This window comes from Amycolatopsis sp. 195334CR (genome assembly GCF_017309385.1).
GTDB lineage: Bacteria > Actinomycetota > Actinomycetes > Mycobacteriales > Pseudonocardiaceae > Amycolatopsis.
In genome coordinates, this window is record NZ_JAFJMJ010000003.1 from 1,237,361 (window position 1) to 1,251,909 (window position 14,549).

Consider the following 14,549-nt stretch of genomic DNA (forward strand, 5'->3'; position numbering starts at 1 on the left):
GGTCGGATTGCGCACTGCCAAGGTCACTCCCCCGCGTTGGCTCAAGCCGATGAACCGGGTGTTCATCGGACTGCAGCGGACCGGGCTGAAACTCGGCGGCATGTACCTGCTGACCGTGCCCGGGCGCAAGTCCGGGAAACCCCGCACCACGCCGATTTCGCTGATGGAGCACGAAGGCGGCCGGTACGTGGTCGGCGGGTTCCCCGGTGCCGACTGGGTGCGCAACGCGAGCGCGGCCGGGGCGGGCACGCTCACCTGCGGCCGTCGCCAAGAGGCCGTGCGGCTGGTCGAGCTGCCGGTCGACGAGGCACGCCCGGTGCTGCGCGAGTTCCCGGCGAAGGTGCCGTCCGGGGTGTCGATGATGACCAGCGCGGGCATCGTGGAAAGCGATTCACCGGACGAGTTCGAAGCGCTCGCCGGGCGGTGCGCGGTCTTCCGCATCGAGTCGATCTAGGACTGGGGTGGGTGGACGGCGTGTGCCGGTAGCCGGGCGGCCAGGCCGCTGAGGCCGAACACGGCCAGCACCGCGCACGCCGCCACCACCACCCACGGCAGCCACACCGCCACCGAGAACAACGCGACCACGGCCGGGGCGATCACCTGCGCGGCGGTGAAGGCGTACTGGAAGGCGGCGAGGTACCGGCCGCGGGCGGCGCGCGGGGCGGCGGCCTCGGCGAGCGCGTTGGCCCGCGGTCCGAACACCAGGTTCGCGGTGGCGATGATCAGGGTGACCGCGAGCAGGTAACCCGGTTGCGCCGCCCGCGGGACCAGCAGCGCGCCGAGGCAGCCCAGCCACCACAGCGCGTAGAGCAGGGAGCCGAAGCGCATCGCGTCGATCCGGGACAGGCGTTCGGTCAGCCGGAGCGCGAGCGTGCCGCCGACGCTGGTGCACAGGGTGAGCAGCGCGATGATCGCTCCCGGCAGCCACGCCGGGCCGTGCAGTTGCTCCAGGATGAACACCGGGACGCCGATGAGGAACACGTCCAGCGACAGCCCGAACAGCCCGCTGATCAGGATCAGCGTGAGGTACGGCCGGTCGCGCAGCGGGCCCGCGGTGAGCCGGGGTGGCGGTGGCAGGAAGCGGGTGGACGGGGCGCGCAGGCACAGCAGCAGCACCAGGGCGGCGACCAGGTAGGTGGCCGCGTTCGCGCCGAGCGCCAGCCGGAAGCCGACCGGGCCGAAGCCGGTCAGCAGCACCGCGGCGACCAGTCCCCCGGCGCCGAACGAGGCCGCGCGCACCATGCCGACGACCGCGAAGGGGTGGTCCTTCGGCACGTCGCCCGCGACGTCGGCGACCAGTGCGTAGAGCGCGCAGTAGAACAGCTGCTGCCCCGCCGCCACCAGCACGGCGGCCACCGCCACGGTGACCACCGAGCCGGCCAGCAGGTAGGTGAGCACCCCGGCGGCCTGCACCAGCTGCGCGAGGATCACCACCAGCCGCGCGCCGACGCGGTCGGTGAGCCGTCCGGCGAGTGGGGGTACCAGCAGGCCGGCCACCGTGCCCAGTGGTACGACGGTGCCGGCCAGCGCCAGCGGCAGGCCCACCACCCGGGTGAGGTAGACCAGGGTCAGCGGCAGGAAGAGGCCGGTGCCGAAGTTGTCGATCGCGAGCGCCACCAGCAACGCGGGCCGGGCGCGATTCACCGATCCCGCCGGCTCATCCCGGCATCATGCGGTCCATGCGGCGAATTCTGCCCAGCCGATTCGGGCTGACCAAGCCCGCTTCACCCTGGCAGCGCAGCGAGTCACCCCGCCGCAGTCCCCCCTGCGTCGGGGGACCCACCCGGACCATGATCCGGTTCCCCCACTGTCGCCCCGAAAACCACCTTCGTGTCGGGGGCCGCGTGCTGTGAATGTGGCCTTCACTGCGGATTCGGCTGTGAAAGCCACATTCACAGCACGCGTCAGGCGTCAGGCGAGCCGGAGCGGTGGCGCGACCTCAGGTGGGGCGGACGAAGAGCGCGGCGACCAGCGCCAGCAGGGTGATCGCGCCGAAGGCGACGGCCGTGCCCGGGTAGCCCGCCACGCCGAGGCCGATGCCGCCGAGTGCGGCGCCGGCGAAGGTGCCCAGGCTCATGCCCGCGGCGTTGACGCCCAGTGCCGAGCCCCGCAGCGGGCCGCAGCGGCGGACCAGCAGGGTCACCACGCACGCGGCCACGGTGGCGTGCGCGGCCCCGAGCACCGCGGTCAGCACCAGCGCCCACACCAGGTTCGTGGCGAAGTAGAACCCCGCCACCGCGCCCAGCGCGGCCAGCAGGCTCACCGTCAGCATCCGCTCCGGCCGGATCCACGGGCGCTCCGCGCTGGTGTACCGCCCGGCCAGCAGGTTGCCGACGAAGAACGACGCGCCGCTGAGCGTCCACACCAGGGCGAACAGCTCCGGGTCCAGCTGGAACCGCGAGTCGTAGAAGGCGGCCAGGTAGGACAGGTACCCCATGAACGCCGCGGTCCGCAGCAGCGCCACCAGCAGCAGCGGCACCGCGCCCGGCACCCCGGCCAGCGCCCGGAACGAGGCCAGGTAACCCAGCCGGGGCGCGGCGTCGGCTTCGGCCACCGGCGCCGGGCGGCGCCGGAAGAACACCACGGCCAGCGCGATCGAGATGACCGCGACCGCCAGCAGGTTCCCCCGCCAGCCCCACAGCAGCGCGGGCAGCGCCACCAGCGGCGCGGCCAGCATCGCGGTCAGCGACTGGGTGGCGGTGACCAGCGTGGCCGCCCGCCCGGCCGCCGCGCCCGAGCCGAACCGGTCGGCCGCGTCCGCGGCCAGCGCCGGGTTCAGCACCGAGGTCGCCGCGCCCACCAGCAGGCAGAACGCGGCCAGCGCGAGGAACTGCCCCGCCGCGCCCACCGCCGCCGACAGGCCGAGCAGCACCAGCCCGCCGCCGGCGGTGTACTGCTTGGGCACCCGGTCCAGCAGCGGCGCCACCGCCGCCCCCACGCCCAGCGCCGCCAGCCCGCCGAGGCCGCGCAGCCCGCCCATGGCGGCCACGCTGGTCCCGGCGTCCGCCGAGATCGGCACCAGGAAGGTGCTGAAGACGGTGAACGGCAACAGGCTCACCGCCGAGGCCAGCAGCACCGGGCCCAGCACCCTGGCCATGCGCAGGTCGCTGGGCACCGGCAGCTCCCCCACCGGCTTCACGGTTTCCGCACTCACTGATCGCTCTCTTTTCTCATGATCCCGCCCCCGGAGGGGCTCAATTTAGTGGTTGCCACCGGTACTCGTCCGGGCGAATCGGCGGAACCAGGTTTCCGGTGGGCGTGCCGCGCCGAGGCCCTCGTACCGGAGCCGTACTCGGGCCTCGGCGCGGTGCGTCCAGCGGGAAGCTGGACCGTCGAGGTGCTCGGACGAGTCCCGGTGGTGATCACCTAACCGGCGCGGCTGATCGCCGCGCGGTAGCGGTAGACCGTGCTCGGTTCGGCGCTGAACTGCGAGAACGGGAAGGGTTCCGCCGACACGGCGGTCACCCCGTCGCCGAGGAAGGCCCTGGCCACCGCGCTGCCCGTCTGCGCGTAGACGACCAGCGGCAGCCCGCGTTCCCGGCTGCGCGCGAGCAGCCGGTCGAAGCTGCCGTTGCTCAACGTCATCCCGGTCGCCACCACCGCGTCGGCGACGTCGAGCACCTCGTCCATCTCGCGGCTGACCGGCTGCCCCCACTGCGTGGTGCGCAGGTTCAGGTCACACGGCAGGCACTCACCGCCGCGCTCGGTGATGGCCGCGACCAGCGGGTTCACCACGCCGATCAGGGCCACCCTGGCCCCGGGCCGGATGTCGAGCAGGCCGGCGATCGCCTCGTCGCGGGCGCGGGCCCGTACCTCGGGGGTACCGATCGGCAGCACCACCGGTTCGGCCCCGGCTTCGCGGTGTGGTCGCGCGTCGGCCAGGTACGCGTCGAGCGCGGCGATCCGCACCGGCAGCCGGTCGTCGGCGATCAGCTTGTCCAGCGGTTCGCCCGAAGCGGTGGCGCAGAAGCCGGCGTCCAGCTCGCCCTCCTCGAAGGAACAGGCGCCGAACCCGCTGCCGACGCGCAGCAGCAGGTAGTGGTTGCGGTAGGTGACCCCGCCGCCGGCCAGCCGGGTGGTGTGGTGCAGCCAGAACGCGCTCGTCACGGTGCGTTCGGCGGGTGCCGGGCCCAGGTCACCGGCGAGCACGGCTTCGGTCAGCGCGGAAACACTTTCCATTTTCGCTTTCCCTTTCATGGCAGGTCCGCCAGCAACTCCGGCCGGTAGGGCAGTTCGGCCAGCTGCGGGCGGCCCGCGGGCTGGAAGCAGAACAGCAGGGTGCGCCGGTCGCGGTCCCCGCGGTTGGGGGCCGACCGGTGCACGAGCGTGCCGGGGAACATCAGCACCGAACCGGCGGGCAGTTCGAGCACGCGCTCCCGCGACTCGTCCACTTTGGACGCATCCACCAGCAGGCCGGTGGGCTCGCGAAGGTCCCGCGGTGCCGGTCCGTCGAGGTGGCTGCCCGGGATCACGCTCAGCGCGCCGTTGCCCGCCCCCGCGTCGTCCAGGTAGATCAACGCGGTGGCGATGTCGTGCGCCCGCGGCCCGGCGCAGCAGTACCAGAACGGGAAGTCCTGGTGCCAGGCGAACTCCGAGCCGACCCCGGCCCGCTTGAAGTTCAGTTTGGACACGAACGGACCCGGCTCCGCCACGCCCAGCAGGTCCGCCATCGGCTCGGTGAGCCTGGCGTCCGTCCACAGTGCCTCGAACGCCGGGTGCAGGTGCGAGACCGGCGCGAGGCTGCGGATGGTGCCCGGCGCCTCCGGCTCCCAGTGCAGTTTGGTGCCGTCGACGCTTTCCAGCCGGTGCCCGTCCGGCCAGACCTCGACCGAGGTCCGGCCGGACGCCGCCTTCGCCAGCACTTCGCGCTGCACCGCTTCGGCGGCCTCGGCCAGCCGCGCGAGTTCGGCCCCGCCGAACAGTCCGGAAAGGACTCGGTAACCGGGATCGTTCACGCCACGCCCAGCACGTCGTGATCGCGGGCGCAGGCGGGCCGCCGCGCCCAGTCCATCGCCGACCACGGGCAGGCCAGCTCGCTGAGCACGCCGACCTCGCGCGGGCGCATGCGGTGCAGGTCGTGCGCCTCGCGGTGCCTGCTGTACGCCGATTCCGCGTACCGGTGCCCGGTGTCCGCGGCGAGGAACACGTGCAGCCGCTCCGGCTCGCGCTCGTGCTCCCAGTGCGCCGCCAGGTAGGCCGCGCCCGCCGACAACCCGGCGAACACCCCGCTGGAGCGCAGCAGGTCCACCGCGGCCGACATGGCGTAGTCGAAGGAGATCCAGTGGATCCGGTCGTACAGCTCGTGCCGCACGTTCTCGAACTCGATCGAGCTGCCGATGCCCGCGATGATCATCTCCGGATCGGCCACCCGCTCCGCGCCGAAGGTGACGCTGCCGAAGGGCTGCACGCCGATCAGCGTCACCTCGCGCCCCAGCTCGCCGAGGTAGGAGGCGATCGCCCCGGTCGACGCGCCGGTGCCGACCCCGCCGGAGAGGCTGAGCGGGCCGGGCGGCACCGCCCGGTCGATCTGCTCGGCCACCGCGCGGTAACCGAGGTAGTGGATCTCGTCGTGGTACTGCCGCATCCAGTGGTACGTCGGGTTGTCCCGCAGGATCTCGGTGATCCGCCGCACGCGCAGGCTCTGGTCGAGCTTCAGGCTGCGCGAGGGCTGCACCTGTTCGAGCGTGGCGCCCAGGATCTCCAGCTGCACCTTCAGCGTCGCGTCGATCGTGGTGGACCCGACGATGTGGCAGTGCAGGCCGTACCGGTTGCAGGCCAGCGCCAGCGCGTGCGCGTAGATCCCGCTGGAACTGTCGATCAGGGTGTCCCCCGGCCGCACGGCGCCGGTGTCGAGCAACCGCCGCACCGCGCCCAGCGCCGAGTAGATCTTCATCGTCTCGAAGCGCACGCAGAGCAGGTCCTCGCGGACGCGGATCAGGTCCGGCTCCTTGACCGCTTCGGCGAAATGGTCGTGCATCAGGCCGTGTCTCCCTTGGCGCGCAGGCGGAACAGGTAGGTCTGCACGTCGTCGTCGGGCCAGGTCCGGCGTTCGCGCACCTCGGGCACGAACCCGCTTTCGATGGCGTGCGCGATGATGTCGCGCAGGTTCGCCGTGTTGGACACGATGAGGTGGATCTCGCCGCCGGGCGCCAGCAGGTCGCGCGCGAGCACCTGGTCGAAGAACCGCGCGGTGATCCCGGCGCCGACGCAGACGTTGCGCACCACGTCCGGGTCCTGGCTGGTCTTCAGCGCGACGGCGGGCGGGTTGAAGGTGATCACGTCCGCCTGCGCCTTCTCCGGGAAGGCGGTGAACAGGTCGGAGACGATCGCGTGCAGCGGCGGGGTGTCCCCGACGAACCGGCGGTAGTGGTCCTCGGTCGCGGCCACGCTGGCCGGGTGCACGTCGAGCGCGTAGATCCGGGCCGCACCGGCGATCCCGGCGGTCACCGCCTCCACGCCGAGCCCCGAGCCCATCGCCACGTACGTCCTGCCCGCCACCGGGATCCGGCCGTCCAGCAGCCGGTCGTGGATCATCTTGCTGGTCTCGCCCGGCCGGAACACCCCGGGCGGCAGCTCGAACTCCCAGTCCCGGTAGGTGTGGGACCGCACCGTGTGCAGGTCGTTCCTCGGCGGGTTCACCTCGAGGATCTCGGCGGTGGACAGCGTGGGCGGCAGGCTCGCGTGCAGTGCCCAGGATTCTTCGCTCATACCGATTCCTTCCTGTCGAGGCTGGGACGGTCCCGTCCCAGCCCGGTGGCCATCCCGTCATCGAGCACCAGCACCTCGCTGGTCACCGCGGCGATGAGCCCGAGGTCGTGGCTGATCCACAGCAGGGCGGTGCCCCGCTGCTCGTTCAGCCGCGCGAGCAGGGTGGTCACCTTCCGCGCGGTGCCCGGGTCGAGCGCGGTGGTGATCTCGTCGCACACCAGCACCTCCGGTTCGGCGAGCAGGGCCCGCACGAGCGCGGCCCGTTGCAGCTCACCGCCGGAGAGGCCGTCCGGGTGCCGGGCGGCGGTCTCCTCGGTCACGCCCAGCTCGGCCAGCAGGTCCACGGCCTCCGCCCTGGCCGCCGCGGGATCCAGGCCGCGCAGGCGGACCCCGGTGCGGGCCACCTGGTCGAGCACCGGCCGCCGGTCGTCGAACGAACCGCGGACCTCCTGCCAGACGTACTGCACGCGGCGCCGGAGGTCCCGGCGGCGCTTGCGCAGCACCGGCAACGGCCGCCCGTCCAGCAGCAGTTCGCCGGTGTAGCGCTCGTGCAGGCCGGCGATGCACCGGGCGAGCGTGGTCTTCCCGCTGCCCGACGGCCCGACCACGCCGATCCGCCCGCCCGGCGGCAGCGCGAGATCGATGTCGCGCAGGATCGGCTGGCGCCCGCGCGGGCGCACCGACGCGGACAGCCCGCGCAGTTCGAGCAGCGCCTCGTCCGCCCCGGGTGCCGCCCAGTCGCCCGCCGGTGGGGCCACCTCGCCGAGCAACTCGTCCGGTGTACCCGACCCCGCCACCCGGCCGTGGTCGAGCAGCACCACGTGCTCGGCCAGCGCGCGCACCAGGTCGTGCTGGTGGCTCAGCAACAGGATGGCCAGCCCGGTCGCGGCGAGTTCGGCGAGTTCCCCGGCCAGCCGCAGCCGGGTGACCGTGTCGAGGCCGGTGCTCGGTTCGTCGAGCACGAGCACCCGCGGACCGCAGACCAGCGCCTGCGCGAGGGCCACGCGTTGCCGCTGGCCACCGGAGAACTGGTGCGGGAACCGCCTGAGCAGCTTGTGGTCCCCCGGCAGCTGAGCCGCGCGGACCGCCTCGGCGACAACGTCCTCAGTGGACTCGTTGGGCCGGTGCAGCTTCGCCAGTTCGCGCAGGGTGGTGCCGATCCGCCGGGCCGGGTTGAGCGCGCTGCCCGGGTGTTGCGGCAGGTAGGAGACCACTCCCCCGCGCAGCCCGCGCGGCAGTTCGCCGTCGAGCACCGCGGCACCGGCGACGGTCACCGATCCGGACAACCGCACCCCGGGCGCGGATTCGCCGAGCAGGGAAAGCGCCGCCGTGGTCTTCCCGCTGCCGGACGGCCCGACCAACGCGGTCACCTTACCCGGCCAGACCCGGAAACCGATGTCCCGCAGGAGGATCGCATCCCCGGCGCGGGCGGTCAGACCGTCCACTTCGACCAGTGCGCTCATGCCGCGACCACCTCCCGGCGGCCGGCGAGCAACCGGTCGGCGAGCAGGTTCAGCCCGAGCGTGAAGGCGACGATCATCAACGCCGGCGCGAGCACCGACCACGGTTGCAGGATCAGGCCCTCCCGGTTGCGCGAGACGGTCACCGCCCAGTCCGGTGAGGTCGGGTTCAGCCCGAGGCCGAGGAAGTTCGCCGACGCCACGATGAACACCGCGAGCGTGATGCGGGTGCCGATGTCGGCCAGCACCGGCGGCAGCGCCGAGCGCGCGATGAAGCCGAACTGGATGCGGGCCCACGATTCGCCCTGCATGCGCAACGCCTCCACGGTGGGCCCGCTCGCCGCGTCCAGCGCGGCCGCCCGCACCAGCCTCGCCACGGTCGGCACGTTGACCGCCCCGACCGCCAGCGCGATGGCCAGCGGATCCCCGCGCCAGCCGACCGCGACCACGCTGATCACCAGCAGCGAGGGCAGCGGCAGCAGGATGTCCAGCGGCCGGATCAGTGCCTCGTCCAGCACCCGGCGGCGGGTCGACGCGGCGACCAGCCCGATCAGGCCGCCTGCCAGATAAGCGAAAACCACCGCGAGCAACGCGACGCCGAGCGTGGTGCGGCCGCCGACGAGCAGCATGCCGAGCACATCCCGGCCGAGCCCGTCCGTGCCGAGCGGCCCGTCCCCGCTGTAGGGCAGCCCCGGCGGGCGCGAAACCGCGTCGGCCAGCAGCGGTCCGGCCAGCGCGATCAGCACCGGCACCCCCAGCAGTGCCACCGAAATCCCGGTCAGCAGGCGCTTCACCGCAGCACCTCCGTCCGCGGCACGAGCCGGTTGCAGACGAGGTCGGCGGCGAGGTTGACCAGCAGCGCGGCCACCGCCAGCACCAGCGTCAGCCCCTGCACCACCGGAACATCCCGCGCCTCGACTCCGTCGATCAGCGCGGTGGCGAAGCCGGGGATGGCGAAGATCGCCTCCACCACCAGCACGCCACCGAGCAGGTTGTCGCCGACGCGCGCCAGTTCCTGCACCCCGGGCACCGCCGCGTTCGGCAGCACGTGCCGCAGCAGCAACGACTTCCGCGGCACGCCGAGCCGTCGCGCCTGCACCACGTACCCGGCGTGCAGCGAGGTGATCGTGCCCGCGCGGATCTGCCGCGAGAGCGTGCACACCGTGCGGAGGAACAACACCAGCACCGGCAGCACCAGCAGTTCGGGGCTGGTCAGCAGGTCCTCGCCGGTGGCCCCGACCCAGGTCGCGGGCAGCCAGCCGAGTTGCAGCGACAGCACCGAGATCAGCAGCAGCGCCAGCACGAAGTCCGGGATCGCGGTGAGCACCAGGGTGATCGAGGTGATCGCCCGGTCGAGCCTGCCGCCCTCGAACACCCCGGCCAGCGCGCCGAGCAGCGCGGCCAGCGGCACCACCACGGCCAGCGTGGCCGCCGCGAGCACCAGCGTGGCGCCCACCGAACCCCGGATGATCTCGGCCACCGGCTGCCCGTTGACCAGCGACGCGCCCAGGTCGCCGGTGAGCACCCCGCCGGCCCAGTCGAAGAACCGCTCCACCGCGGGCCGGTCGAGCCCGAGCTCGGCACGCAGGACGGCCACCTGCTCCGGGGACGCGCTCTCGTCGAACCGCACGTCGGCGGCGTCACCCGGCAGCAGCGCGGTCAACGCGAAGACCAGCACCGAGAGCACCATCACCTGCACCACGGCCAGGCCCAGCCGCTGTGCGACGTATCCGCGCACCGCCTCAGCCCAGCCACACCTTGTCGAACCGGGCCCAGTTCACCGTGTTCGGCGGCACCGGCTGGACCCCGTGCACGTTCGCGGCCACCGCGGTGATCCAGTCCGGGTGACCCCACGCGAGCAGGCCGCCGCGGTCGTGGAGGTCGCGCTGCAGGTCGTGGTAGAGCTTCGTCCGCTCCGCCTCGTCCACAGTGGACTGCGCTTTGGCGAAGGCGGCGTCGAACTCGGGGCGCTTCCACGCGGTGGCGTTGAACGGGGAGGTGGAGAGCAGGCGCGAATTGATGTAGTCCGGGATCGGCGCTGCCCCGGCCCGGTGGCTGCCGAGCACGCCGGTGGTCAGCTGGTCCTTGAAGTAGGTCTCCGCGGCACCGGTGACCACCTCCACCCGCATCCCGGCCTCGCCGGCCTGTTCGGCGAAAAGCGTTGCGGCGTCGACAAAACCGGCGGAGACGGTGGAGGTGAAGAACTGCACGGGCTGGTTGAGCACGCCCGCTCTGGTCAGCAGCGAACGCGCCTCGGCGACGTCACGCGGGCGCTGCGGCAGGGTGTCGTTGTAGTAGCGGTACCCCTTGCCGAACAGGTCGTTGCCGGGCACGCCCTTGCCGCCGAGCACCACCTCGACCAGCCGCGGCCGGTCGGCCAGCAGCTTGAACGCCAGTGCCACGTCGGGGTTGTCGAACGGCGGCCGGTCGGTCTTGAGCACGAACGCCTGCGTGGTGCTCCCCGGCGCGGCCACGATCTTCACCGTGCGCCCGGCTTCGGCCGTCCGGGCGAAGGTCGGTGACATCTCGTGCGCGTACTCGGCCTGTCCGCCCTGCACCGCGTTCGCCCGCGCGTCCGCGTCGGCCGAGAGGACGTGCAGTTCGTCGAGCAGCGGCGCGCCCTCCCAGTGCTCGTCGAAGCGGCGGGCCACCATCGACCGGCCGGGGTCGAACGAGACGAACCGGAACGGGCCGGTGCCCACGGGGTTCGCCGGATCGGCGTAACCGGTGCGCACGATCGCCGCGCCGGTGGTGGCCAGCAGCGCGGGCAGTTCCGCGGACGGCGTGCTGGTCACCAGTTCCACCGTGCGCGGATCGACCACTCGCGACCGTCCGATGTCGATGGCCGAAAGGGACTGCCGCGCCAGCCGGTCGCCCGCCGCCGGGTCGAGGATCCTGGCCAGGCTGAACAACACGTCTTCGCCGGTCAGCGGCGCGCCGTCGTGGAACACCGCCTGGCGCAGGGTGAACCGCCACACCGTGGCGTCCGCATTGGACTCCCAGCGCTCGGCCAGCCGGGGCACCGGGGCCAGGTCGTCGCCGAGTTCGGTGAGCTTGTCGAAAACCGCCTTGTGCCGGGCCTGGTCGATGAACAGGTTCTGCGCGTGCGGGTCGAGGGTCTCCTTGGTACCGCCGCCGGTGAACAACGCCCGCAACCGCCCGCCCCGCTTCGGCTCACCGGCCCCGCTCGCACTCTCCGCACCACCGCACCCGCCGAGCACCAGTGCCGCACCTGCCGAAATCCCGAGAAATCCCCGCCGCGTCAGGGCGATCGGCATGACGGCTCCTCCATTTCCCGCGGCGGGCGCCGCGCCTGCGAAGAATCGTCGGCGAGAAAGCGGAGCGGGGAAAACCCGCCGAACGACTTAACGCATGCACCAATCAGGTGAGATCTCCCCAACTGCGGCGATAATGACAGGTAACGAAAATCATTGTCAAGTACGAAGAATCTAATATGTGCATCCGAGCAGATGACAAAAGGGCCGTGCCCGCTCCCGGTTACCGAAAGCGAGCACGACCCTTTGGTCGCGGAAAACCGAATTTCAGGCGGGGGTGGGCGCCTTCCGCACCCCGTCGGCCAGTTCACCGGAGAGCGCCCGCACCGCGTCCACGCCCGCACCGGCGGCGGTGACCAGCGCGGAACCGACGATCACCGCGTCGGCGAACCCGGCCACCTCGGCGGCCTGCGCCCCCGAGCGCACCCCGAGCCCGACCCCGATCGGCAGGTCCGTGTGCGTCCTGGCGCGTTCGACCAGCTTGGCCGCGGCGGCGTCCACGGTCTCGCGCACCCCGGTGACGCCCATCAGCGCGGTCGCGTAGACAAAACCGGTGCTCGCCTGGACCGTGCTGTGCACGCGCTCCTCGGTCGACGAGGGCGCGATCAGGAAGATGCGGTCCAGTCCGTGCGCCTCGGAGGCGGCGAACCAGTCCTCCGCCTCGTCCGGGATCAGGTCCGGGGTGATCATGCCCAGCCCGCCGGCGGCGGCCAGGTCGCGTGCGAACGCGTCCACGCCGTAGCGGTGCACCGGGTTCCAGTAGGTCATCACCACGGCCTTGCCGCCGCGGGCGGAGACCGACTCGACCACCTCGAACAGGTGCTTGAGCCGGAAGCCACCGGCCAGCGCGGCGTCCGCGGCGGCCTGGATGGTCGGCCCGTCCATCACCGGGTCGGAGTAGGGCACGCCCACCTCGACCAGGTCGGCGCCGCCGTCGATGATCGCCGAGAGCAGGTCCTTCGAACCGTCCACGGTCGGGTAACCGGCCGGCAGGTAGCCGACCAGCGCGGCCCGGTTCTCCGCCTTGGTCCGGCGGAAGACCTCGTCCAGCTCGCTCACGACAGCTCCTCCTCGGGCACCAGGCCGAAGAACTTCGCCGCGGTGTCCATGTCCTTGTCGCCGCGACCGGAGAGGTTCACCACGATCAGGCCGTCCTCGCCGAGCTCCTGGCCCAGCTTGATGGCCCCGGCCAGGGCGTGCGCCGACTCGACGGCCGGGATGATGCCCTCGGTCCGCGAGAGCAGCTTCATCGCCTCCATCGCCTCGGCGTCGGTCACCGCGCGGTACTCGGCCCGCCCGGTGTCCTTGAGCCACGAGTGCTCGGGGCCGACGCCGGGGTAGTCCAGCCCGGCGGAGATCGAGTAGGCCTCGATGGTCTGGCCGTCCTCGTCCTGCAGCAGGTAGGACAGCGCGCCGTGCAGCATGCCGGGGGTGCCCTCGGTCAGCGTGGCGCCGTGCTCCCCGCTGTCCAGGCCCTTGCCGCCCGGCTCCAGCCCGACCAGCCGGACCCCGGGGTCGTCGATGAAGCCGTGGAAGATGCCGATGGCGTTCGAGCCGCCGCCGACGCACGCCGCGACCACGTCCGGCAGACGACCGGCCTGTTCCAGGATCTGACGGCGGGCCTCCTCACCGATGATCTTGTGGAAGTTGCGCACCATCACCGGGAACGGGTGGCCACCGGCCGCGGTGCCCAGCAGGTAGTGCGTCGTGTCGACGTTGGTCACCCAGTCGCGCAGGGCCTCGTTGATCGCGTCCTTCAGCGTCCGCGAACCGGTCTTGACCGGGATCACCTCGGCGCCGAGCAGCTTCATCCTGGCCACGTTCAGCGCCTGGCGCTGGGTGTCCACCTCGCCCATGTAGACCACGCAGTCGAGGTCCAGCAGCGCGCAGGCGGTGGCGGTGGCCACCCCGTGCTGACCGGCGCCGGTCTCCGCGATGACCCGCTTCTTGCCCATCCGGCGGGTGAGCAGCGCCTGGCCCAGCACGTTGTTGATCTTGTGCGAACCGGTGTGGTTGAGGTCCTCGCGCTTGAGGAAGATCCGGGCGCCACCGGCGTGCGCGGCGAACCGCGGCGCCTCGGTGAGCAGCGACGGGCGACCGGCGTAGTCCCGCAGCAGCCGGGCGAACTCCCCGGTGAACTCCGGGTCGAGCCGCGCCTTGTCGTACTCCGCGGACAGCTCGTCCATCGCCGCGATCAGCGCCTCCGGCATGAACCGGCCGCCGTACGGGCCGAAGTGGCCCTTGGCGTCCGGGTCGTGCTCGGTGCGCTCGTGCTGCTTCGTCGGCTCCGCTTCGCTCATCGGCTGGGCCTCGGGCACGCCGGGTGCGAACCGGCGGTGACCAGCTTCACCAGCGCCGCCTTCGGGTCGTCGGAAGCGACCAGGCCCTCACCGACCAGCACCGCGTCCGCGCCCTGGCCCGCGTAGGACATCAGGTCGCCCGGCCCGCGCACGCCCGACTCGGCGACCTTGTACACGTCCATCGGCAGCCCGGGGGCCAGCCTGCTGAACACGTCCCGGTCCACCTCGAGGGTGTGCAGGTTGCGCGCGTTCACGCCGATCACCGAGGCACCGGCTTCGAGCGCGCGGTCGGCCTCCTCGGCGTTGTGGATCTCCACCAGCGCCGTCATGCCGAGCGACTCGACCCGGTCCAGCAGGGCCACCAGCGCGTTCTGCTCCAGCGCCGCCACGATCAGCAGCACCATGTCCGCGCCGTGCAGGCGGGCCTCGTGCACCTGGTACGGGCTGACCACGAAGTCCTTGCGCAGGATCGGGACGTCCACCGCGGCGCGCACCGCGTCCAGGTCGGCCAGCGAACCGCCGAAGCGGCGCTGCTCGGTCAGCACGCTGATCACCCGCGCACCGGCGTCGGCGTAGTCCTTGGCCAGCGCCGCGGGGTCCGCGATCGAGGCCAGTTCACCCTTCGACGGGCTGCGCCGCTTGACCTCGGCGATCACGCCGATGCCCGATTCCCGCAGGGCGGCCATCACGTCGCGCGGCGGCGCGACCTCGGCGGCCCGGCGCTTCAGCTCGTCGAACGGGAGCTCCGCCTCGCGGGTGGCGAGGTCGGCACGGACGCCTTCGACGATGTCTTCGAGAACAGTCAC

The 14,549-nt window shown here is 72.4% G+C and carries 14 protein-coding genes; 1 reads left to right on the top strand and 13 read right to left on the bottom strand.

Annotated elements, in window-relative coordinates:
• Positions 1-7: 7 nt before the first annotated feature.
• Positions 8-454, top strand: a complete 447-nt coding sequence (locus JYK18_RS42945) for a nitroreductase family deazaflavin-dependent oxidoreductase (RefSeq protein ID WP_242584030.1) — start codon at positions 8-10, stop codon at positions 452-454.
• Here the strand turns inward: JYK18_RS42945 and JYK18_RS42950 are convergent.
• From JYK18_RS42950 to trpC, 13 genes are all read right to left on the bottom strand, one after another.
• Positions 451-1,644, bottom strand: coding sequence for an MFS transporter (locus JYK18_RS42950; RefSeq protein WP_206809735.1), 1,194 nt, complete (start codon positions 1,642-1,644; stop codon positions 451-453). The two genes, JYK18_RS42945 and JYK18_RS42950, sit on opposite strands and share 4 nt — an antisense overlap.
• 295 nt (positions 1,645-1,939) lie before the next feature.
• The gene (locus tag JYK18_RS42955; RefSeq protein ID WP_307796319.1) at positions 1,940-3,154 is read right to left on the bottom strand and encodes an MFS transporter; all 1,215 of its coding nucleotides are present in this window, start codon (positions 3,152-3,154) and stop codon (positions 1,940-1,942) included.
• A 212-nt stretch (positions 3,155-3,366) separates the two neighbouring features.
• On the bottom strand, positions 3,367-4,179 hold the full coding sequence (locus JYK18_RS42960) for a Rossmann-like domain-containing protein (protein ID WP_206809736.1): 813 nt from the start codon (positions 4,177-4,179) through the stop codon (positions 3,367-3,369).
• A 14-nt stretch (positions 4,180-4,193) separates the two neighbouring features.
• On the bottom strand, positions 4,194-4,955 hold the full coding sequence (locus JYK18_RS42965) for a phytanoyl-CoA dioxygenase family protein (protein WP_206809737.1): 762 nt from the start codon (positions 4,953-4,955) through the stop codon (positions 4,194-4,196).
• Positions 4,952-5,977: a pyridoxal-phosphate dependent enzyme gene (locus JYK18_RS42970; RefSeq protein ID WP_206809738.1), complete on the bottom strand. Its 1,026-nt coding sequence runs from the start codon at positions 5,975-5,977 to the stop codon at positions 4,952-4,954. Before JYK18_RS42970 ends, JYK18_RS42965 begins: the two co-directional genes overlap by 4 nt.
• Entirely contained in the window at positions 5,977-6,708 is a 732-nt protein-coding gene (locus JYK18_RS42975) for a methyltransferase (RefSeq protein WP_206809739.1), read from the bottom strand. The genes JYK18_RS42970 and JYK18_RS42975 overlap by 1 nt, the downstream gene beginning before the upstream one ends.
• Positions 6,705-8,171, bottom strand: coding sequence for an ABC transporter ATP-binding protein (locus tag JYK18_RS42980; RefSeq protein ID WP_242584032.1), 1,467 nt, complete (start codon positions 8,169-8,171; stop codon positions 6,705-6,707). Before JYK18_RS42980 ends, JYK18_RS42975 begins: the two co-directional genes overlap by 4 nt.
• Entirely contained in the window at positions 8,168-8,962 is a 795-nt protein-coding gene (locus tag JYK18_RS42985; protein WP_307796320.1) for an ABC transporter permease, read from the bottom strand. The genes JYK18_RS42980 and JYK18_RS42985 overlap by 4 nt, the downstream gene beginning before the upstream one ends.
• Entirely contained in the window at positions 8,959-9,906 is a 948-nt protein-coding gene (locus JYK18_RS42990) for an ABC transporter permease (RefSeq protein ID WP_307796321.1), read from the bottom strand. Before JYK18_RS42990 ends, JYK18_RS42985 begins: the two co-directional genes overlap by 4 nt.
• 4 nt (positions 9,907-9,910) lie before the next feature.
• On the bottom strand, positions 9,911-11,446 hold the full coding sequence (locus JYK18_RS42995) for an ABC transporter substrate-binding protein (protein WP_242584034.1): 1,536 nt from the start codon (positions 11,444-11,446) through the stop codon (positions 9,911-9,913).
• A 264-nt stretch (positions 11,447-11,710) separates the two neighbouring features.
• The gene (gene trpA, locus JYK18_RS43000) at positions 11,711-12,502 is read right to left on the bottom strand and encodes a tryptophan synthase subunit alpha (protein ID WP_206809740.1); all 792 of its coding nucleotides are present in this window, start codon (positions 12,500-12,502) and stop codon (positions 11,711-11,713) included.
• On the bottom strand, positions 12,499-13,743 hold the full coding sequence (trpB, locus tag JYK18_RS43005) for a tryptophan synthase subunit beta (protein ID WP_206809741.1): 1,245 nt from the start codon (positions 13,741-13,743) through the stop codon (positions 12,499-12,501). The genes trpA and trpB overlap by 4 nt, the downstream gene beginning before the upstream one ends.
• Positions 13,740-14,549, bottom strand: coding sequence for an indole-3-glycerol phosphate synthase TrpC (gene trpC / locus JYK18_RS43010; protein WP_206809742.1), 810 nt, complete (start codon positions 14,547-14,549; stop codon positions 13,740-13,742). The genes trpB and trpC overlap by 4 nt, the downstream gene beginning before the upstream one ends.

Bases quoted from the DNA above. Each gene is read 5' to 3' on its own strand.
- JYK18_RS42970 (WP_206809738.1), bottom strand. From the start codon at position 5,977: ATGCACGACCATTTCGCCGAAGCGGTCAAGGAGCCGGACCTGATCCGC.
- JYK18_RS42960 (WP_206809736.1), bottom strand. From the start codon at position 4,179: ATGGAAAGTGTTTCCGCGCTGACCGAAGCCGTGCTCGCCGGTGACCTG.
- trpB (WP_206809741.1), bottom strand. From the start codon at position 13,743: ATGAGCGAAGCGGAGCCGACGAAGCAGCACGAGCGCACCGAGCACGAC.
- JYK18_RS42980 (WP_242584032.1), bottom strand. From the start codon at position 8,171: ATGAGCGCACTGGTCGAAGTGGACGGTCTGACCGCCCGCGCCGGGGAT.
- JYK18_RS42975 (WP_206809739.1), bottom strand. From the start codon at position 6,708: ATGAGCGAAGAATCCTGGGCACTGCACGCGAGCCTGCCGCCCACGCTG.
- JYK18_RS42995 (WP_242584034.1), bottom strand. From the start codon at position 11,446: ATGCCGATCGCCCTGACGCGGCGGGGATTTCTCGGGATTTCGGCAGGT.